Annotated in this window: 16 protein-coding genes; 10 read left to right on the top strand and 6 right to left on the bottom strand. The window is 44.8% G+C overall.

Annotated elements, in window-relative coordinates; all coding sequences use genetic code 11:
- Nucleotides 1-65: 65 nt before the first annotated feature.
- Together VIN08_RS19810 and VIN08_RS19805 are read left to right on the top strand one after the other, a co-directional pair.
- Nucleotides 66-3,506, top strand: coding sequence for a PQQ-dependent sugar dehydrogenase (locus tag VIN08_RS19810; RefSeq protein ID WP_331968678.1), 3,441 nt, complete (start codon nt 66-68; stop codon nt 3,504-3,506).
- Nucleotides 3,507-3,600: 94 nt separating this feature from the next.
- Complete coding sequence (locus VIN08_RS19805) at nt 3,601-6,819, top strand: glycosyl hydrolase (protein ID WP_331968675.1); 3,219 nt, start codon at nt 3,601-3,603, stop codon at nt 6,817-6,819.
- A gap of 113 nt (nt 6,820-6,932) precedes the next feature.
- On the opposite strand, the gene VIN08_RS19800 is transcribed toward VIN08_RS19805, so the two are convergent.
- The 3 genes from VIN08_RS19800 to VIN08_RS19790 all read right to left on the bottom strand — a co-directional run bounded on the left by VIN08_RS19800 (nt 6,933) and on the right by VIN08_RS19790 (nt 9,200).
- Nucleotides 6,933-7,814, bottom strand: a complete 882-nt coding sequence (locus tag VIN08_RS19800; protein WP_331968672.1) for a helix-turn-helix domain-containing protein — start codon at nt 7,812-7,814, stop codon at nt 6,933-6,935.
- A gap of 318 nt (nt 7,815-8,132) precedes the next feature.
- A complete protein-coding gene (locus VIN08_RS19795) occupies nt 8,133-8,600 on the bottom strand; it encodes a YHS domain-containing (seleno)protein (RefSeq protein WP_331968669.1) in 468 nt (155 codons plus the stop codon).
- A 45-nt stretch (nt 8,601-8,645) separates the two neighbouring features.
- The gene (locus VIN08_RS19790) at nt 8,646-9,200 is read right to left on the bottom strand and encodes a carboxymuconolactone decarboxylase family protein (RefSeq protein WP_331968666.1); all 555 of its coding nucleotides are present in this window, start codon (nt 9,198-9,200) and stop codon (nt 8,646-8,648) included.
- Between the two features lie 317 nt (nt 9,201-9,517).
- On the opposite strand from VIN08_RS19790, the gene VIN08_RS19785 reads away from it, so the two are divergent.
- The 3 genes from VIN08_RS19785 to fabF are packed head-to-tail and all read left to right on the top strand — an operon-like array spanning nt 9,518 to nt 11,911.
- A complete protein-coding gene (locus tag VIN08_RS19785) occupies nt 9,518-10,102 on the top strand; it encodes a TetR/AcrR family transcriptional regulator (RefSeq protein WP_331968663.1) in 585 nt (194 codons plus the stop codon).
- 34 nt (nt 10,103-10,136) lie between these two features.
- Nucleotides 10,137-10,640, top strand: a complete 504-nt coding sequence (locus VIN08_RS19780) for a PaaI family thioesterase (protein WP_331968661.1) — start codon at nt 10,137-10,139, stop codon at nt 10,638-10,640.
- A gap of 20 nt (nt 10,641-10,660) precedes the next feature.
- A complete protein-coding gene (gene fabF / locus VIN08_RS19775) occupies nt 10,661-11,911 on the top strand; it encodes a beta-ketoacyl-ACP synthase II (RefSeq protein ID WP_331968658.1) in 1,251 nt (416 codons plus the stop codon).
- A gap of 113 nt (nt 11,912-12,024) precedes the next feature.
- Here the strand turns inward: fabF and VIN08_RS19770 are convergent, their stop codons facing one another.
- The 3 genes from VIN08_RS19770 to VIN08_RS19760 all read right to left on the bottom strand — a co-directional run bounded on the left by VIN08_RS19770 (nt 12,025) and on the right by VIN08_RS19760 (nt 14,788).
- On the bottom strand, nt 12,025-12,963 hold the full coding sequence (locus VIN08_RS19770) for a carbon-nitrogen hydrolase family protein (protein ID WP_331968655.1): 939 nt from the start codon (nt 12,961-12,963) through the stop codon (nt 12,025-12,027).
- 239 nt (nt 12,964-13,202) lie between these two features.
- Nucleotides 13,203-13,781, bottom strand: a complete 579-nt coding sequence (locus tag VIN08_RS19765) for a chlorite dismutase family protein (protein WP_331968652.1) — start codon at nt 13,779-13,781, stop codon at nt 13,203-13,205.
- A gap of 23 nt (nt 13,782-13,804) precedes the next feature.
- The gene (locus VIN08_RS19760) at nt 13,805-14,788 is read right to left on the bottom strand and encodes an alpha/beta hydrolase (RefSeq protein WP_331968649.1); all 984 of its coding nucleotides are present in this window, start codon (nt 14,786-14,788) and stop codon (nt 13,805-13,807) included.
- Nucleotides 14,789-14,996: 208 nt separating this feature from the next.
- On the opposite strand from VIN08_RS19760, the gene VIN08_RS19755 reads away from it, so the two are divergent.
- The 5 genes from VIN08_RS19755 to VIN08_RS19735 all read left to right on the top strand — a co-directional run bounded on the left by VIN08_RS19755 (nt 14,997) and on the right by VIN08_RS19735 (nt 19,536).
- Nucleotides 14,997-15,629, top strand: coding sequence for a TetR/AcrR family transcriptional regulator (locus VIN08_RS19755; protein WP_331968646.1), 633 nt, complete (start codon nt 14,997-14,999; stop codon nt 15,627-15,629).
- 10 nt (nt 15,630-15,639) lie between these two features.
- On the top strand, nt 15,640-16,260 hold the full coding sequence (locus VIN08_RS19750) for a pyridoxamine 5'-phosphate oxidase family protein (protein ID WP_331968643.1): 621 nt from the start codon (nt 15,640-15,642) through the stop codon (nt 16,258-16,260).
- Nucleotides 16,261-16,275: 15 nt separating this feature from the next.
- Nucleotides 16,276-16,470, top strand: a complete 195-nt coding sequence (locus VIN08_RS19745; RefSeq protein WP_331968640.1) for a hypothetical protein — start codon at nt 16,276-16,278, stop codon at nt 16,468-16,470.
- A gap of 60 nt (nt 16,471-16,530) precedes the next feature.
- Entirely contained in the window at nt 16,531-18,894 is a 2,364-nt protein-coding gene (locus VIN08_RS19740; RefSeq protein ID WP_331968638.1) for an ABC transporter permease, read from the top strand.
- Nucleotides 18,895-18,966: 72 nt separating this feature from the next.
- Complete coding sequence (locus tag VIN08_RS19735; RefSeq protein WP_331968635.1) at nt 18,967-19,536, top strand: uracil-DNA glycosylase family protein; 570 nt, start codon at nt 18,967-18,969, stop codon at nt 19,534-19,536.
- The last annotated feature ends 162 nt before the right edge of the window (nt 19,537-19,698 follow it).

Raw genomic sequence — 19,698 nt, 5'->3', positions numbered from 1 at the left:
CCTATATATCATCATGGCTATAGTCAGGCATCCGAGTATCAATCGTTACATCAATTTAACACGTTATGAATTTAACCACGACAAAAAATACCTCTCTCCTCCTGTTCTCCTGCTCCCGACTCTTTTGTATATACTGTGTACTGGTGCTTTTGCTCTGCACGCAGAAGCTTGCAGCACAATTGCCCACAGGTTTCATAAACAAAAAGCTCACGGGCGATAACATCAAAGAAGCTACAGCCATGGCACACGCACCCGATGGCCGCATCTTTATAGCAGAGCGCTCAGGTGCCGTAAAAGTATTTCAAAACAATGTTGTCAGCACGATACATACCGTTTCAACCACTACGGCTTCCGAACAAGGGTTGCTGGGTATAACGCTGCATCCGGACTTTGCACAAAACGGCAAGTGCTATATATTCTATACCAACACGGCCATGACGTTGCATTACCTGGATGTAATCGTGATTAATTCGTCTAACGTGGTAACGTCCGTTACACGCGTTATGCAATTTGATCCGATCATTAACGGGTTTCACAATGGAGGCGCGCTGCTGTTCAAAAATGGTTTGCTATATGTAGCGATCGGAGAAAGTAATTCTTCGGCAGAAGCTGCCAAGCTTGATACATATAGGGGAAAGATACTTCGCCTTACAGAAGATGGTCAGCCCGCTCCCGGCAATCCATACTATAATGAAGCAGGAGCTTCGCGCCAGAAGAGAAGTATATGGGCCATCGGTATGCGCAATCCGTGGCGCATGAGCCTTGATCCTCTGTCACAAAAAATATTCGTGGCCAACGTGGGTGGTAATTATGAAGAGATCGATGATGTTACCAATCCCGATCCTGCTAAAAATTATAACTATGGCTGGGATCAGAACGGACGGTCAGGCCCCGAGCAAGCGGCCAATACTATAACAGCTGCATTTTACTATGGCCACAGCGGATGGGGCTGTGCTATTACCTCGGGCACATTCTTCAATCCGCCAACCACCAATTATCCTGCACAGTATAAGAATCGGTTTTACTTTACCGACTGGTGCTCCGGCTGGATGCGTAGTGTAGATGCAACTCCGGTGATCGGACAATACCAGGTATTCTCAGCAACAGGTTTCGGATCTATACTCGGCACCAGTGTAGGTATAGATGGAAATATATACTACTTCAAGTATGGCAACACCGGCAGCTTATGGCGAATTGAATACGACAATACACAGGCACCGGTAATTGTAAACCACCCGGCCGGTAAAACTGTTACCGCTGGCGACCCGGTATCATTTACGGTAAGTGCATCCGGAGCTACACCTTTTACCTATCAATGGCAGAAGAATAACGCCAACATCAGCGGTGCTACTTCCAGCACCTATACCATCGCTGCTACCGTACAAGGCGATGCAGGCAATTATAGATGTATTGTAACCAACGCCAACGGTACGGCTACCAGCAACAATGCTGTATTAACGGTATTGCCATTCAACGCCAAACCAGTTGCAGACATCACGCTGCCATCTTCTTCCACTACCTGGAGTGTAGGCGATCTGATTAACTATAGCGGCAATGCTTCCGACCAGGAAGATGGAACGTTACCGGCTTCTGCTTTCGATTGGGAAGTACGCTTCTTTCATAAAGATAGTCCTACCAGCGAGCACTGGCACCCGGGGCCGGTGGTGCCATCCGGTGTAAAGTCAGGTTCGTTTACTGCAGACAACGGAGGTGAGAGTTCGCCTAATATCTGGTTGCGAATTATTCTGAGCGTAACAGATTCCAACGGAAGGATCGGAAAAGATTCTGTAGATATATATCCCAACAAAGTTGATATCACCGTAAACAGTAATGTACCCGGACTGAAAGCTGTGCTGAGCGCACAAGGCACCACTCCTTTTACAAAAACACTGGTAGTAAATAGTCTCGTTGATCTGCAGGCTATAACACCACAGGTACTCGGCAACAACAATTATACCTTTACCAGTTGGGCACATGGTGGCGTTGCCAATCAATCCATTCGTATACCCGCTGTCAACACAACCTATACGGCTAATTATACTGCGACTGCATCCGTACAAAATCCCTATGGAGGAACAGCACGAAATATACCGGGCCGCATCGAAGCCGAAGACTTTGATACCGGGGGGCAATCCATTGCCTACAATGATCTTACCACCGGCAATGCCGGCAACAGTTATCGCACAACCGAAGATGTAGATATACAGGCTTGTTCGGAAGGAGGATTTAACCTCGGCTGGGTGCTTACAACGGAGTGGCTGGAGTACACCATAAATGTAACCACCGCGGGTATATATACCGGGCAGGTTCGCATTGCCACAACAGCCGCAGGCAAATCCATGCACGTAGAACTGGATGGTCAGAATATATCCGGCACCATTAGCCTTCCCAACACTGGAGCTTTTCAAACCTGGCAGACGGTTTCTTTTACTACACCCTCCCTCACTACCGGGCAAAAGACACTGCGCATCGTGTTTGACAGCGATGGCATCAACACCAACTATATCCATTTTACTTCCTCCGGCAACAGCGCTCCTGCTGTAAGTATAACAGCACCTGCCAACAACAGTACAGCAACAGAACCCGCCACTATAAATATAGCAGCAACCGCCAGCGACAGCGATGGCACTGTTACACAAGTATCATTCTACAATGGGGCTTCGTTATTGGGAACCGACACATCCGCTCCCTATAGCTATACATGGGCCAATGTAGTTGCTGGCACGTATACACTTACTGCGCAGGCAACCGATAACAATGGTGCTGTCACTACTTCGTCACCGGTAAATATTACGGTTACCAGTGGTGGCACCGTTAACCTGGCGTTGAACAAACCAACCACGGTATCTTCTACCGAGAATGCATCGCTTACAGGAGCCAAGGCTGTGGATGGCAACGCGGGTACAAGATGGTCCAGTCTCTTCAGCGATCCGCAGTGGCTATATGTAGATCTGGGTGCTACCTATACTATAAATCGGGTAAAGATCACCTGGCAAAATTCGTATGCCGTAAACTACCTGATTGAAGGATCGGATAATGCACAGACCTGGAACCTTATAAAACCAATAACGGGCAACAATCAATTAGTAAACGATCACACCGGGCTGAATAGCAGTGTGCGCTACGTGCGCATCTACGGCGCCACACGCTTTACTGTATATGGTTATTCTATTTTTGAGTTAGAAGTATACGGCACAGGAAGTTCATCACGACTTGCTTCTGCAGAGGAAAAAGATAACAGCAATGATCCGGAAAACCTGCTGGTACTATATCCCAACCCGGCCGATGGTCAGGTAACCATTCAATATACCGTGAAGGAATCCGGGCCTGTAGCCTTAACGTTGTATCCGGGGCAAGGCGGCATCGCTACCTCGCTGGTTGAAAAAAATCACGCCAAAGGTAAACATACCATCACCTTCGATAGCAGCAAGCTGTCGGCTGGTATATATTACATAAAGCTGAAATATAGCGGCACTGTATCCACCCGCAAACTGATCAGAAAATAATTATCCCTACCGGGCCGGAGCAGGCAACTATATCTATACTTGTTTGCCCCGGTACCGGTAATATTTCTTATTCCCCACTATAACCATGATATATATGAAAAACCTATCTCGCATTACAAGAGGTCATGTATTTCTATTGATCCTGGCTTCACTCTTTACTTTTTCTGCGTATGCCCAAACCGTTGTGCCGGTTGGCAGCGGAAGTTATGCATCCGCTCCCCTGGCAGACGAAGGTCAGGAAGTAATCGACTTCACCAACCTGGAACTGAACGTTCCGGCAGGGAATACCAAACCAATTCCTACCAACGACTGGTGGACGCAGGTATTGCTTACACAATTTGCCGGCAACCTGTGGGCCTACCCGATCGTGATTGATCCGGAAGCATACGGTTGTGAATTTTTCTCACTTACTCGTTGGTCTGGCAGAAACCCTGTGCTGGAATATCCGGTACTGGTAAAAGGTGTCGGCTTTACTGCCGAGAAAAATATAGCGAAGAACTGGACGGACTGGTCGCTAACAATCAACATGCCGAATGGTACAAAATCGCTGGACGTTACTATTGTGCAGGGATCACCGATGACGTGGTTTGAAGCGACAGGCTTTGATCCGATCACCGAGTTTGGTTCGGGTGTTACTTTCTTCAACGATGCCGGAACGGCTGTTACACTGCCCTATACTTCCGATCATATCGGTGCGCTATATCGCGGAAAGTATTATGGTATATATGCACCCGACAATACACAGTTTACACTTACCGGTAATGCTGTAACATTGAAGAACGCAACCTACTTCACACTGGCAGCCCTTACTTCGCCAACAGACCTCGCTTACTATAAAACATTCGCATACTCTATACCCCGCGATACCAAAGTAAACTGGAGCTACCTGCCGGAGCAGGGCAAAGTAGATGTTACCTGGAACGTAACAACACAAAACCTGAAAGGCTTGCCGGAGAATAGAATAGTACAAGGCTTCCTGCCGCATCACTATAAAAGAACCACACAGGATTTTTCATTCAACGGAAGAGAGTATGTCTCTACGCGAGGAACAATTAAATGTGGTGTGGGAACCAGCTTTAAATTCTCTTACGACTTCAATGGTGTATTACCTCACCTGCCATCGCCATCCGTTCAAAATATACCGTATGCATACGACCCGGCCAAGATGGATGTATTGCTTGGCGATTACGCGCAGAACAACGATAACCCGGGCGATACATACTGGGGAGGAAAGGTATTGGTGAACGCAGCGAAATATACTCTGATTGCCAAAGAGACGAACAATCCCCACTTCGAAACTTTTAAAACCAAAACACGCGCACTGCTGCAGAACTGGCTTACCTATACACCGGGTGAAGCGAGTATGTATTACGCACGCTACGATAAATGGAAAGCGCTGGTAGGATTCAATTCAAGTTACGGCAGCTCTCAATTTACCGACAATCATTTTCACTATGGATACCTGACGTACGCCAGTGCCATGCTGGGTATGGTAGATCAGGATTTTCTGAATCAATATGGACCGATGATAAAACTTGTTGCCAAACAATATGCTAACTGGGATCGTAACGATCAGAACTTTCCACTATTCCGCACCTTCAATCCGTGGCGTGGTCATTCCTATGCAGGGGGTAAAAGCTCGAGTAACGGCAACAACCAGGAATCAAGCTCTGAAGCCATGCAATCATGGGCCGGTATATTTCTGATGGGAAATGCACTGGGAGATAATGCCATGCGCGATGCCGGAGCCTTTGGCTATGTAACCGAGTCGCGCGCGATTATGGAATACTGGTTTGATTGGGATCACGAAAATTTTCCTCCGAGCTATGGCCATACCGTTGGCGGAATTATATACGATGGCGGCATCGTGTATGGTACATTCTTCAGTGGAGCACCACGGCACATTCACGGTATACAATATTTACCCTGGGGGCCCTTTATGAATTATGCCGTACGCAACAAAACCGCGCACTGGCAGGAATATACCAACCTACTGACAGAAGAAGGCAACCGGGACGAATCCACCTATGGTGCCGATTGGGCAAATGTATCATTGTGCTTTGCACAAATGTCGAATCCCGATTACGTGGCCCAGAAATTTCACAACTACTATATAAATGACAGTGCTGTGGCACGTGGTACGCCTACTGCAGGACAAACATATTATTATACTCACGCCAACCGAACATTGGGAGATATACAATGGAATTACCATATAAGTATTCCCAGCAGCACTGTATACTTTAATGCTTCCACCCAGGTATATAGTTACGTGGTATATAACCCGTCATCTTCTGCACAAACCGCCACCGTATATAAAGATGGTGCTGCAATAGGATCCTTTTCCGTTCCATCCAATACACTGGTAAACGTGCACAACTTTGACGGTACACCGCCACCATCCGGAGACCCTGTAGTGCAGTTCACTGCGCCAGCTGCTAATGCTACAGTAGCCAACACGATCAGCATTAACGCCAGCGCATATGATCCGGATATAGCCACTACCAATGGTTCAGGTATATCCAGTGTTTTGTTTGAGCTAATCAGCGGAAATACCGTGGTGACATCATTACGGGAAAATATAAAAACGTACGACTGGGTACTGAATACTAAACTTTACCCCAATGGTATATATACCCTCAAAGCTACCGCTGCGAGCACAGCAGCGGCCGGTGGAACAACCGGTTCGTCATCAATCAACATCACTATTGCCAACAGTGCCGGTGGCAGTCCGGTAGTACAATTTACACGCCCTGCTGCGAATGCAACACTGTCGGGGACAATAGCGGTAAATGCCACAGCGTATGATCCGGATATAGCCACTACCGATGGCTCGGGTATAGCTAACGTAATATTCGAGCTTTTACAGAACGCCACGGTCATTGCTTCACTGCAGGAAAATATTAAGCCATACGACTGGTCGATTAACACTTCCCTTTATCCAAACGGTGCTTATACTTTGCGAGCCACCGCCAGGAGTACCACCGCTGCGGGCGGCACATCAACATCTACAGTTATACCAATAAGCATTGCCAATGGAACCTCGGCCCGGATAACAGTGGAATCATCCGGAATAAACGATGCTGAAGTATACCTGCATCCCAATCCCGTTCACCAATTACTTACACTGGATTTGTACGGGAATAGCTATACAAGTATACAACTGTTGAACGTCCAGGGACAACCTCTTTTATCAGAGCCGGTTAATAAACGAAGTTCTATCACCTGGAACGTATCATATCTCAAAGACGGGTTATACTATATCCGTTTAACTGGTAGTACGGTGCGTACTATAAAAATCATAAAACAATAAGATCAAAGCCGGGGAGCCGATTTGCTCTTCGGCTTTTCTTAAATTTGCATTATACGAAGAACCCGTATATACTCCACCTGTGAAGATATAGGGACTCCATCTACATCTATATCTCAACTCACAACAGTACCTCGTCCATATCCCACTGTTTCTCTGAAGAATTGTGGCGAAGTGTCGGTATTAACTTTAAAGAATCGACTGAAGTAATGTTCATCCTCGTATCCGAGTTCGTAGGCAATTTCTTTCACGGTTTTGTGTGTAAGGTATAGTTCCCGCTTAGCTTCTACAATAATTCTTTCCGAGATCAACTCGGTAATAGTCTTGTTGAAATAGCTCTTGGTAATTTTAGCCAAAGAACGGGGTGCTATATTAAGTAACTCTGCGTACTGGCTGGCAGAATGCTTTACTCTGAAGTCTCTTTCGATGGAAGATTTCAGATTTTGTATAATAGGCTTATGGATATCTGCCGTTGTCGCATTATTTCGTTGTGGTTGTGCTGCCTTGATGCGGGAAGCCGTTATCAGAAATATCTTCAAGTACGAAACCAGTATATCGTACTGCGCTAGAGCTGCCTGACTCATTTCATCTTTCATTCGATCGATGAGCCCCCAGAGAGAAGCAGCGGAATGGCCGTCTATAGGTGTATAGGGAGCTTCATAAATATTGTTAAACAATACACCGTTACAGGCAACTTGTTCCTGGTGTTTATGAATGCAAAAGAAATCGGGATGAAAATACAGGGCAACTCCTTTTACCTGGTGTTCAAGGAACATATAGGGCTGATACAACGAAAAGGTGAAGAGATGGCCTTTCTCAAAGTTATATTCAGCAAAGTCTGCTTTCATCCGACCGGTACCTTCCGTTATCCAGATGATCGAATAATAATTATGACGCTGGACGTGATCAAAGTAACGTCCGTCATCGAAGGTGAGTATCTTAAAATCCAGGTTACCGTTTTTGGGGTTCACCAGGGTAAGCGAAGTGCTGCCTTTCATGTAATGTAATAATATAGCTTCTTTCCGGTATAGCGATTGTCAGATCATTGAAGTTATGCTTGAGTTTGCACTTTAGAAAACTCTACAACTCATTCCCATAACAATAGTCGCGCATGGTCGTGTCATTCAAATTATACAACTATGCGACTCTTACAGAACCTCAACAACTCTTCCCATTCCTTTTTCCCGTGCATTTAAAAAATTATCTTAAACGTAAACCCGTATAAACGATCAGTTTCTGCCAACACGGATATACCGCCGGAAAAAGATAAAGAGCCGAAGCAACTCCCCGGCTCTCCGAATATATACTATATCTGGCTATCGCTGTAGTGCCGCCCATTTCTTTGGTAATGCTGTAAGCAACTGCGCTTCGTTCTTGTTCCATTCCGGCAGTGTATTGAAAGGTTTGCCATTGAAGTCACCATTAAAAAAGAGATATAGCTTACCATCTATAATTTTGTAGGTGGTCGGATTGACCGGAACTCTTTTACCTTTTTCCGCTACACCCCAGGCGCAATAGCCATCGCATACCGGGAGATATTTATCAGGATTGCTTTTGAATAAATCCTTGTGCTCTGCCGAAGCGAACTGATATCTTACACCTTTAATCTCCTCGGTAAACTCCTGGGTTCCCTTCTGCGGTGCGCCATCGGTAAAATAGCTTACAAGGTCATACCCTCCGTTGGCAATTTTATTTTTATCTATAGGTTCAACAACCTGTGCATATACCGGGTGGAGAATGATGATCGCAACGATCATTGTAAAAAGTGTTCTTAGTGATTTCATAGATGTTATATAGTTAATATTAATGATGAATGCTACAATTGATTATTATACCACTGCTGGCTGAAGACTTTCAACGAGCGGGAAATCGATCTCCGTTGCAGCCGTTATATTGAAGTAGTTTGTCAGAATGTTCAGCGCCACATGGCCTATAATTTCGCCGACCTCTCCTTCCGTTACGCCGGCTGCTTTTATTGCAGCAACATCGCCATCCTTGACATTTCCCTTTTTCGTTACCAGCACTTGTGCAAATTTCAGAATTGCATTGATCTTGGGATCCTTACTGGTTCCGCGTCTTGCCAACTCCATGGCTTCCGTATCCAGTTTCGCCAGCTTGTCTCCCAGGTAGGTGTGTGCAGAAAGACAGTAGTTACAACCATTACTCTCGGCTACTGTCAGGGCGATCAGTTCACCGATTTTACTGCCCAGTGTTCCTTTACCAAGAGCGCCACTCAAGCCCATATATCCTTCCAGGATTGCGGGTGAGTTCCCCATAGTACGCATCATATTAGGAACTACACCTAGAGCATTGGCAAAAACGTTGAAGAGGTCTTTTGTTTTTCCGGAAGTTTCATCCGGGTTAAGTGCCGTTAAACGTGTCATAAATTTTTCTTTTGAATGCTGTGTCGATATTAACGTTACAAAGATCATATGAGTGAGGCGGGAAAACATGGATAAATGTCGTAACGTCATGGATAATTTTACATAGATATTCCTGAATATATATAAGCGCCTAATATATACGGTTGGTGCAGACAACTTGCATTTCTATACCAACCGGTCAGATAATTTATACTTCGCGAGAAGTCAGGCTTGTGGCTATTCTGTGCATGGTTACAAAGACAGACTAAACAGTCTATTTTTAAAAGATTTAAAAACAGACCAAACAGTCCAGAATTATCCACTACATTTACCGATCAATGGGAAAAGCAGAAAGAACACGTCAGTACATATTAGAGAAGTCGGCTCAGCTTTTCAATGTGAAGGGCGTGGCAGGTACTACGGTGCAGGATATCCAGGAGGTGACTAAACTGGGGAAAGGCGGGTTATATGGAAATTTCGAAAGCAAGGAAGATATAGCTCTTGCGGCCTTCGATCATTTACGAGGCAGGCTTCAGGTATATCTTGACGAGGCTGTTGATACCCAGGAGACCGCCAAGGGTAAATTGTTCGCGCTCCTTGACGCGTACGCAAAAATTTACAAGGAATCCAAGGGTGGATGCCCACTGCTAAACTTTGGTGTGGAATCGGACGATACCGAACCGGTTATGAAGGACCGTGTCAGGCAGGCCGCCAGGTGTAGTCAGCAGCGCATCTATAAACTCGTTGTTGCCGGAATTGCTTCCGGTGAATTTACCAGGGAGATGGATGCCCGAATTTTTGCATTGAAGGCTTTCGCTACTGTTGAAGGTGGCATCTTTCTTTCTCGCCTTCATGATAGTCCAAGGCAAATGAATCAGCTTATGGAGTTACTCAAGCACGAGATTGAGAGCTACTGTCTCTAAAATCAAGTTTTAAGAATATATAGTATATATATCTATGAGCACATCACGCGAAAGAACCTATCAATGGCAGGATCCCTTGGAGGGCGCGGTTACAGCGCAATCCATGTCCGGACTGGAGTATTTACGTGCCATGCAGGAAGGTAAACTTCCGTTGCCGCCGGTATTGCATACACTGGATATTTATGTGAAGGACATCCGGGAGGGTAACGTAGCCTTTGAATTTCTTCCGAAGGAGTTTCACTATAATCCTATTGGAGCGGTTCATGGCGGAGTGATCTCTACTTTGCTTGATTCTGCTATGGGATGTTCCGTACACTCTACATTGAAGGCTGGTATAGGCTATACTACCATAGAAATGAAAGTAAATTTTGTAAAGGGAGTCACGGTGAAGCAGGGTAAACTGATGGCTGTTGGCAAGGTTATTTTCACGGGGGCCAGAACCTCGCTGGCAGAGGCACAGCTAATCGATGATAACGGCGTATTGTATGCGCATGCCACCAGTACATGCCTTCTCATAGAGTTTAAAAAACAGGCGTAAACTTTAATATATACACAGGAATGAAGCGAGTTGTTATAACAGGGCTAGGTGCTATTACCCCTCTGGGAAATTCTGTCAATGAGTTCTGGTCGAATATACTTCTGGGAAAGAGTGGCGCTGACAGGATTACAAAATTTGACACCGCGAAATTCAAAACACATTTTGGCTGCGAGGTGAAAAACTTTGAGGTCGAGCGATACGTGGAGAAGAAAGAGGTCAAGAAATATGACTTATTTACCCAGTATGCTATCGCTGCCAGTGACGAAGCAATTCTTGATGCAGGGTTAAAATTTGAAAATTATACTCTTACTCAACGCTGCGATATAGGTGTGATCTGGGCTTCGGGGAATGGAGGTATAGGTACATTTGAAAATCAGGTAAAGGAGTTTTATACCGGTGATGGTATGCCTCGATTTAATCCATTCTTTATACCCAAAATGATAGCCGATATTGCCGCAGGCGTTATTTCAATCCGGCATAAATTACAGGGCCCAAATTATTGTACGGTGTCAGCGTGTGCATCTTCAAATACAGCCATTATTAATGCCTTTGACACCATCCGCCTGGGAAAGGCCACCATCATAATTGCAGGAGGCTCAGAAGCACCTATTACTCCTGCGTCCATCGGAGGATTCAATGCCTCACAGGCTTTATCAAAAAGGAATGAAGCTCCAACTGCCGCATCCAGACCTTTTGATGCCGACAGGGACGGATTTGTCATTGGCGAAGGAGCAGGTGCTTTGGTATTGGAGGAACTGGATCATGCCTTGCAGCGGGGCGCAAGAGTATATGCAGAGATAATCGGGGGCGGTATGGCCGCAGATGCATACCATTTGACGGGTACACCCACCGACGGCATAGGAGCTGCTTTAGGAATGACTAAAGCTCTTCAGGATGCTGGCATTTCTCCTGTAAAGATAGACTATATAAACGCACACGCTACCTCCACTCCCATAGGGGACTTGAGTGAACTCAACGGCATTAAGAAAGTTTTTGGAGATATACCTGTACCGATTAGCTCAACCAAGTCCATGACAGGACACCTCCTGGGCGCTGCCGGTGCTATAGAAAGTATTATATGTATCTTGTCGGTAAAGAACGATGTTATACCGGCAACCATTAATGTTGACAACCCGGATGATCAAATCCCGTCTGGGCTGAATCTTGTTACCGGCAAGTATCTTGAGTGTGAAGTTACTCACGCGCTTAACAATACGTTTGGTTTTGGAGGGCATACGGCCAGCTCCCTTTTCAAAAAGTTTTCTGCTTAGTATATATATATATATACCAGCAATCTCTTTATACTAAGCGTTTCATAGTATAGATCAGGGTTTGAATTGTTTATGGCAATGTCTATACGAGCGCAGCCTCTTTTACTCCAATATCAAAAATCTCGATGGGAGTCCTTGACCTTAAAACTAAAAACATCCCTTCGCTGGTAATGTCCCGATGTATCAAGTGTAAGGCGTTCTTTGATTGTCTCTGATAAATCTACTTCAGCGACTATCAACGCTTCGCGATCATACACGGGGGAGGTAATGAACTCTCCGTTCGGAGCTATAATACAGCTTCCTCCGTTCAGCAAAAGACCGTCCTTATGGATCACCTTCTCCGGTAACGGTTTGAGTGCTGACGGGAGGTCGGCACAAGAAAGTAGTTGACCCACTGCCACGACAAAGCATCTGCCTTCGAAGGCATAATGCCTGCTGGCGAGCGTGTGTATTTCATTCACAGATGGCCAGAAGGCAACATGGATGTGCTCTCCTGCATCGTGCAATGCCTGACGTGTAAGTGGCATCCAGTGTTCCCAGCATATACTTCCTCCTATTCTTCCCCACGAGATTTGTGCTGCCTGTAAGCCTACGCCATCACCATTTCCATATACGAGCCGCTCGTTAAAAGTCGGGACAAGCTTTCGATGGTGAACAGCTATCTGCCCGTGCTGATCGACTATTGCAAACGAATTATAGATGGTACCATTGCCAGGTCCTGCATCAACCCGTTCATTAAATCCAAACGCAAGGGTAATCTTGTTTTCTTTGGCAAGTGTAGTAATCACCTGCATCTGCGAACTCTTTACAGCTACACTGCTGCTGTATATCTGCCAATAAGCTTCTTTCATATCGCCGTTATCCCAGTTGGCTACGTCGGCATTGAAATCGAGCCATGAGGGATAACCGGAAAACCAGGATTCCCCCAGCACCAGAAGATGAGCTTCTTTCATCGCTGCTTCTTTTACTATATATACCAACTTCTCGAGGCTTTTCTCCAGGTCAAGAAAGACGGGACCGTATTGTCCTATAGCAATTACTACTTTATTCATAGGGATAAAAATCTATCAAGTATAAAATTTAGCATTTGAGTTGTAAACCATCAAAAGGAGCAGGTCTTTTCAAATCTGCTCCTAATGCTATACTATAAATAGCTGAAACTGTAGGAACTCCGTATATCCAGATGAAGGCTATTTCCTAGTGGGCAGGATTTAGTAGCCCTCGGCCTGGCGATCTTTAATCCGGGTGACTGACAAAATGGTATAAAGAAGTTTTGTACTCTTCCCCAATCTCAATTATCCCTGACAAGCCGGATGTCAATCTCCCGGAGCACGTATTTCCATTCTTCCGAGGAACGAAGTAATTCACATAAAGTATCAAACGCATTCGCATGAGATGACGTAAATTCAAACCAAGTGACAAAATCAAAATCTTCTCCACGATCTTTACTATGATAAAGTCTGCGAGCAATGATACCCGCATAAGCGAGTCCGTTTCGAATGTGGCGAGAGTCCTCCTCGAAAATTCGTCTTCTTTCATCTTGTGTCATTTCCCACCATTCGGCAGATTTCTTAATGGGGATCATGGCGGCAAAATCAAAGTCCGGATTACCTGTTTGCAGGGAAGAGTCGGCCAGTTCCACTTTCTCCTTCCGTGTGGTATATCTCGCGTGACTCAGTGCTGCGGTAATTACCCAGGCGGCAGAACTCTTTTCAATAAGATTAAGCTCTCCGGCCCTCACATCAATGGCAGAAACATATTCCAGGCTTCGGCCAGTCACTGTTGTCATTGACTGTACTTTCCATGATCCTCTGGCTGACCCGATAAAGGAGAATATACCGGCTTCAGTATCTCTATTTATACCTTGCATGGTTTTCCAGGCATTGCCTGATTTTAGAAAAGATATCTTCTTAATGTAGCTGCCACATGTAGTACCATGGAACGCGTGGCAGGTAATTCTGCCAGTGCATTGAGAACACCAAAGTCATGGATCATTCCTTTGTAACATACTGAAGCGGACTCGACTCCTGCTTCCCTGAGCTTTCGGCTATAAGCCTCACCCTCATCCTGCAGAATGTCATTCTCAGCCGTTACGATCAACGCCTGCGGCAAACCACGGAGCTGATCAACCGATGCACGGAGAGGAGAAACATATATCAGTTCACGCTGCTCCTGACCTGAAGTATATAGATCATAGATCCACTCAACGAAAGGCTTGGTCAGGAATCGCTGCTCGGCAAACTCCCGGTAAGAACCTGTATCAAAATTTATATCCAGGTTGGGCCACAATAATACCTGTAGTTTGATCTCAGGTCCTTTCCGCTCTTTGGCGAGAATGGAGGTTACAGTAGCCATGTTTCCTCCTGCACTATTCCCTACGATCGCCAGGCGTTCTCCATCAATACCAATTTCATCCCCGTGTATAGCCAACCATTTCAAGGTGGCATATATTTCATTCAATGCCTGCGGGTACTTTGCTTCCGGTGCCAGAGAATAATTGACAAATACCGCTGCTGCACCCGAGAAGAAAACCAGGTCACGCACGAGTCTCTTGTGTGTTTCAAAATCACCTACAACCCAGCCACCGCCATGAAGAAACAGAAATGCGGGAAGTTTTTCTGTTGTATTCTGGGGCTTGACTATATATAGCTGGATACTAAATCCATCCGAAACAATGGTTCTTTCATGGACATCTATACCTGATGTGTTAACGATTACCGAGGCCTGTGCCTGCATCAGAATTTCTCTGACAACCTGGGGCGGCAGTGTTTCCAGTGGCGGTATTCCGGAATTTATTGCCTTTAAAAATTCTTTCACTCCTATATCCAGGCGTGGATCCGTTGCGTAGTCGGCAATAGCATGATTTTCCTTTGACATGTTATACTAATTAGTGGATTTGACTCGATTTTATGCTAGTTCGCCTCAAAACTAGGCAGCCCATTTTTTGATGTTTGTACGGTGGGCGACATTCCGAACTATTTCCAGACCGTTTGGTCCAAATTACTTTGATACAAAATACCAAATGGTATATTTTTGTTACGGCTTAGAAATCCAATAGCCACTTCTTTTTAATAAAACACTGGCAATGAAAAAGGGCGAGAGAACGCGCCGTTTGATACTGGAGAGAACAGCCAACCTATTCAACTCCAGGGGTTATTCGCAGACTTCCCTGGCCGACATCATGGATGCAACCGGGTTATCAAAGGGCACTATATATAGTAATTTCGAAGACAAGGCTCACTTGGCGATTGCAGCATTTGAGTATAACCTGGAACGATTGAATGGGCGGGTGAATGCAGAGATGGATCAGTGCGCTACGATTCGTGAAAAAATGGTGGTTTACATCCGGGTTTACAGTGTCTTCTTGCAACAGACTTTACCTAACCGTAGTTGTCCTGTTCTCAATGCAATGTCCAAAGTTGATAACTCAGTTCCTGTATTGAAGCAAAAATTGAAGTGGGCAGTCATGGGATGGAAGAACAAGTTGGTTGCCTTGTTGGAAAAAGGAATCCATGCGAGGGAATTTCATTCTTCGATTAATTGTGAGCAGATTGCTGCAGCATTCATTGTTTTGCTTGAAGGGGCAGTCATGCTTAATAAAACATTGGAAGATGTAAAGACTGCCCAGTTGATAATAGGCTATGTAGAGAAGATGATTGTAGGTATACCCTCTGGAGAAGGTGAGGAAAGGTTGGAAGGACCATTTTTAAAAATTTAACCCTATAACTATGGATCGTGCATTTGCAAGTATTGCTTTCTCGGAAGCATCGAGGCTGCTGCAGGAAAGATACGGAAGCAGGAGAAGTTACGCTCGGTTAGAAAAAGAAGAATACCTAGGAGGACTAACTGGTAACGAGATCGGCTTCATCGAATCACTCGATGGCTTTTTCCTCGCTACAACAGCAACAAGCGGTTATCCCTATATTCAATTTCGTGGTGGCCCGAAAGGTTTTTTAAAAGTACTTGATTCGGGTACACTGGGCATGGCCGATTACGCAGGGAACAGGCAGTATATTACGACCGGCAACCTGGAAACAAATAACAAAGCCGCTTTATTTTTAATGGACTACGCCAGCAAGACCCGGCTGAAGTTATTTGCCACCGTCTCTATTCATGAATTGAATGAACGACCAGACTTGGCAGAGCGGCTTATGCCCAAGGGGTATGCAGCAAAAGCAGAACGTATCATGTTATTTCATATACAGGGATACGATTGGAATTGTCCCCAGCACATTACACCCCGGTATACGGAAGAAGAAGTGCAGGAAGCTTTACAACCTCTCATGGAACGTGTCCAGAAACTCGAGAAGGAACTGGAGATGCTGAAAAAATCCAGCGACCCAATATAGTATAAATATATACCGATGAATAAAGTAAAGAGATTACCCAGCTTGCAAAAACAGCAGGCAAGCCCGGCCCAACAGCAGGAATCTACTGAAAAGATACAGCCTGACAATGAACCGTGGGTGAACGATGAGTGCGGAGACTATATGTGGGACGAAGCTCTGGAGAAATTGGAAAGTAAAAATATACCTGCTTCTGATTCGCCTCAGGAATAATCTAGATGATGGTGTAACCATGCCTTGTTACTCCGGTAAACACAGTAACAAAAAATTACTATGCTCAAAAATTATTTCATTATTGCTATTCGAAATCTATTTCGTAATAAACTTTTCTCATTGATAAATATTCTCGGGCTTGCTGCCGGGATTTCATGCAGCCTGATCATTCTCGTATGGGTACAGGATGAGTTGAACACAGATGCTTTTCACTTGCAGGGCAACCAGTTATACCGGGTGTTGCAAAATCACCGGTATTCGAACGGTGAGATTTATACCGATGTCGCTACGCCAGGTCCGTTACGTTCCTTCATGAAAGAAACGTTTCCCGAAGTCCGGTTATCAACCCGCCTGACATGGCTTGATCAGCGATTGTTTAAAGCCAACGACAAAAGCTTTTATGAGAAAGGCAGGTTTGTAGATCCTGACTTTCTGCAAATGTTTACCTTCCCGATGAAGGAAGGAAATATACTGGACGCCTTAAAAGATATACATTCCATTGTACTTACCGGGCAAGCCGCTGCCAGGCTTTTCGGAAATGAGAACGCCCTCGGAAAAACACTGCTCATGGATGAATCAGAAAGTTTTACTGTTACCGGTATACTAGAAGAATTGCCGGCCAATTCATCCTTGCGATTTGATTTCCTAATTCCTTTTGACTGGTATCTCAACAAAAACAAAGACTGGCTGGAGCAGTGGGGGGAGAGTAGTATTGGTACCGTAGTCTTATTGAATGCAAATGCTACTCCCGAATCATTCCAAAGGAAGATGAAAGGTGTAATGAGATCACGCCTGGGGCCGCAGCATGAAGGAGAGTTATTCATTCAGCGATTCAGTGACTACTATCTTCATGGAGAATTTAAGAATGGCGTGATATCGGGAGGGCGAATTGAGCGTGTTCAAGTGTTCTCTGCTATAGCAATCCTCGTATTGGTGATTGCGTGTATAAATTTTATGAATCTCACTACGGCCCAATCAGAAAAGCGTTCGAAGGAAGTGGGGTTAAGAAAGACTATAGGGGCCATTCGATGGCAGGTTGCTTTACAATTCTTTTGTGAAACATTATTGATTGTCTTTACTGCATCACTACTTGGGTTATTGATTTGCTCTATATCTCTTCCTGTATTCAGTCAGATCATCGGGAAAACGTTGTCGCTCGATCTGTTGAGTTTGCAGTCCATCATAATACTTCTTTCTATTGTTATGCTTACCGGGTTAATAGCCGGAAGTTATCCTGCTATATACCTGTCCGGGTTTCAGCCTGCACAGGTATTGAAGGGAAAAATGAAGCCGGGCCGGGGATCCTTTGCGTTAAGGAAGATACTGGTAGTCTCACAGTTTACACTCTCCATTGTCCTTATTGCCGGTACGCTGGTAATTAATAAACAAATGGACTATATCGAAAGTAAAGATATAGGGCTGGAACGAGAAGGTATAATATACCTGCGCATGAAGGGAGATATGCGAAGTCATGTCGATGCCATCAAGAGTGAATTGGTCAATAATCCGGTTATTGAGAATGTATCATTTTGTAGTACGAACCCTATTGACTTTGGAGGTTCGAGATCGGACCTGGAATGGGAAGGTAAAGATCCTGCATTACAAATTGCTTTTGCAAGTCTTTCTGTCGATGACAGCTTTATAGAAAGCATGGGAATGAAAATGGCCGAGGGGCGTAATTTTCGCAGAGAATATAGCACGGATACTACCACCTTCATTATAAATGAAACTGCTGCCAGGGCCATGGGATTTGATCACGCATCTGATCAGTTGCTGACACTGGGAGGAACCAGACGAGGAAAGATTATCGGTGTGGTGAGGGATTTTAATTTTCAATCTATACACAATAAAGTCGAACCTCTTTTTATGACGTTTGATCCTTCCTGGTATAACGTCATTCTTGTACGCTATAAAACCGGACATGAAAGCGAAGCTATAGAAGGATTAAAAGAGATCAACTCCCGGTATGCACCCTCCTATCCTTTTGAATATAGTTTCTTGTCTCAAGACTGGGACAAACAGTATAAATCAGAAAGCCAGTTTGGTGCTATGTTCAGTTATTTTTCAATACTGTCTGTACTGATTTCATTTCTTGGGCTGTTTGGTTTATCCTCTTTCTCGGCTGAAAAGCGAATTAAGGAATTAGGTATACGTAAGATTTTGGGAGCTGGTATACCCAGCCTTATGCTGCTGCTCGCTTCTGAAGTGATTATTCTCACCTTGATCGCATCGGTACTCGGCAGTATCATTGGGTGGTATGTTGTTGATCGCTGGTTAAGTACATTTGTATACCATGTCGATCTTGACTTGGTTATCTTCCTGATAGCGTCAGGCGCTGCTGTTTGTGTGGCAATACTCACGGTTAGTTTTCACTCGGCGAAGGCCGCGCGGGCAAACCCGATTAAAAATTTAAGGATAGAGTAATGACCGGTATATACCGTACCGTGTATCTCTTCCTTTCACGATTTATCGAAGTAAGATATAGTATTAAACAACATGGAATTGGTTGAGATACATGGTGGTGGTCTAGACAAGAACCCGGAGTATTTCCTGGTATTTCACAGGGTTGTTGAAGGCAACATCACGCTTGACAAAGACTGGAAAGGGTTGCGTGTCCCTATCATTGGCAAAACCGGTGCCTGGAAAATGTTATATAACCTGGAATTGATCAACAGGTCTTTATATGATTTTACCGTGCAGGTACAACACAATGGATGGACCACTGAAAACGTATCAGCTATATACAAACAGGCAGCCCACACAGGACTTTATATTACTGCGTTTGTCAAATCATTGGCGGAAATAAATACTGTGGTGATTGATAAATACCGTGCGGTCCTGTTAAACGAAATTGACCGGGTTCAGCCTAAGCGGATTATTGTTTTTGGAGGTGAAGCTTCTAGATATGTTTTTCGGCGGCAGGAATTTAGAGCGTTTTCCAAGACAACACTCATGGCCAATAGAAAATCATTTACGGTATATATAGTGCCTTACCCCGTTGCACGAGCCCGAAGATTATTGGCCAGTACTATACATTTTCTCCGCCAATTAAAAGGGGATCACTAAGCCCATCAACTGGCTTAGGTTGTTATTCAGGATCATCTTCGTTTCAATGAGAATTTTTATTAAGTAAGCGAGCTGCGAGACAGATGCATCAAATTTAAGTTTGAAACCATCCAGGAAATTACCGGACGGGTGGATCAGATGGAGAGTTTGAAAGGCGTTGCA

The sequence above is a fragment of the Ohtaekwangia sp. genome, from assembly GCF_036568665.1.
Lineage (GTDB): Bacteria > Bacteroidota > Bacteroidia > Cytophagales > Cyclobacteriaceae > Ohtaekwangia.
The sequence above is the reverse complement of the archived record's forward strand: the minus strand, read 5'-3'. Positions and strand labels throughout refer to the sequence as shown.

What these genes read in the sequence shown, in the direction of transcription:
- VIN08_RS19810 (WP_331968678.1), top strand. Translation starts at nt 66, where the DNA reads ATGAATTTAACCACGACAAAAAATACCTCTCTCCTCCTGTTCTCCTGC.
- VIN08_RS19805 (WP_331968675.1), top strand. Translation starts at nt 3,601, where the DNA reads ATGAAAAACCTATCTCGCATTACAAGAGGTCATGTATTTCTATTGATC.
- VIN08_RS19800 (WP_331968672.1), bottom strand. Translation starts at nt 7,814, where the DNA reads ATGAAAGGCAGCACTTCGCTTACCCTGGTGAACCCCAAAAACGGTAAC.
- VIN08_RS19795 (WP_331968669.1), bottom strand. Translation starts at nt 8,600, where the DNA reads ATGAAATCACTAAGAACACTTTTTACAATGATCGTTGCGATCATCATT.
- VIN08_RS19790 (WP_331968666.1), bottom strand. Translation starts at nt 9,200, where the DNA reads ATGACACGTTTAACGGCACTTAACCCGGATGAAACTTCCGGAAAAACA.
- VIN08_RS19785 (WP_331968663.1), top strand. Translation starts at nt 9,518, where the DNA reads ATGGGAAAAGCAGAAAGAACACGTCAGTACATATTAGAGAAGTCGGCT.
- VIN08_RS19780 (WP_331968661.1), top strand. Translation starts at nt 10,137, where the DNA reads ATGAGCACATCACGCGAAAGAACCTATCAATGGCAGGATCCCTTGGAG.
- fabF (WP_331968658.1), top strand. Translation starts at nt 10,661, where the DNA reads ATGAAGCGAGTTGTTATAACAGGGCTAGGTGCTATTACCCCTCTGGGA.
- VIN08_RS19770 (WP_331968655.1), bottom strand. Translation starts at nt 12,963, where the DNA reads ATGAATAAAGTAGTAATTGCTATAGGACAATACGGTCCCGTCTTTCTT.
- VIN08_RS19765 (WP_331968652.1), bottom strand. Translation starts at nt 13,781, where the DNA reads ATGCAAGGTATAAATAGAGATACTGAAGCCGGTATATTCTCCTTTATC.
- VIN08_RS19760 (WP_331968649.1), bottom strand. Translation starts at nt 14,788, where the DNA reads ATGTCAAAGGAAAATCATGCTATTGCCGACTACGCAACGGATCCACGC.
- VIN08_RS19755 (WP_331968646.1), top strand. Translation starts at nt 14,997, where the DNA reads ATGAAAAAGGGCGAGAGAACGCGCCGTTTGATACTGGAGAGAACAGCC.
- VIN08_RS19750 (WP_331968643.1), top strand. Translation starts at nt 15,640, where the DNA reads ATGGATCGTGCATTTGCAAGTATTGCTTTCTCGGAAGCATCGAGGCTG.
- VIN08_RS19745 (WP_331968640.1), top strand. Translation starts at nt 16,276, where the DNA reads ATGAATAAAGTAAAGAGATTACCCAGCTTGCAAAAACAGCAGGCAAGC.
- VIN08_RS19740 (WP_331968638.1), top strand. Translation starts at nt 16,531, where the DNA reads ATGCTCAAAAATTATTTCATTATTGCTATTCGAAATCTATTTCGTAAT.
- VIN08_RS19735 (WP_331968635.1), top strand. Translation starts at nt 18,967, where the DNA reads ATGGAATTGGTTGAGATACATGGTGGTGGTCTAGACAAGAACCCGGAG.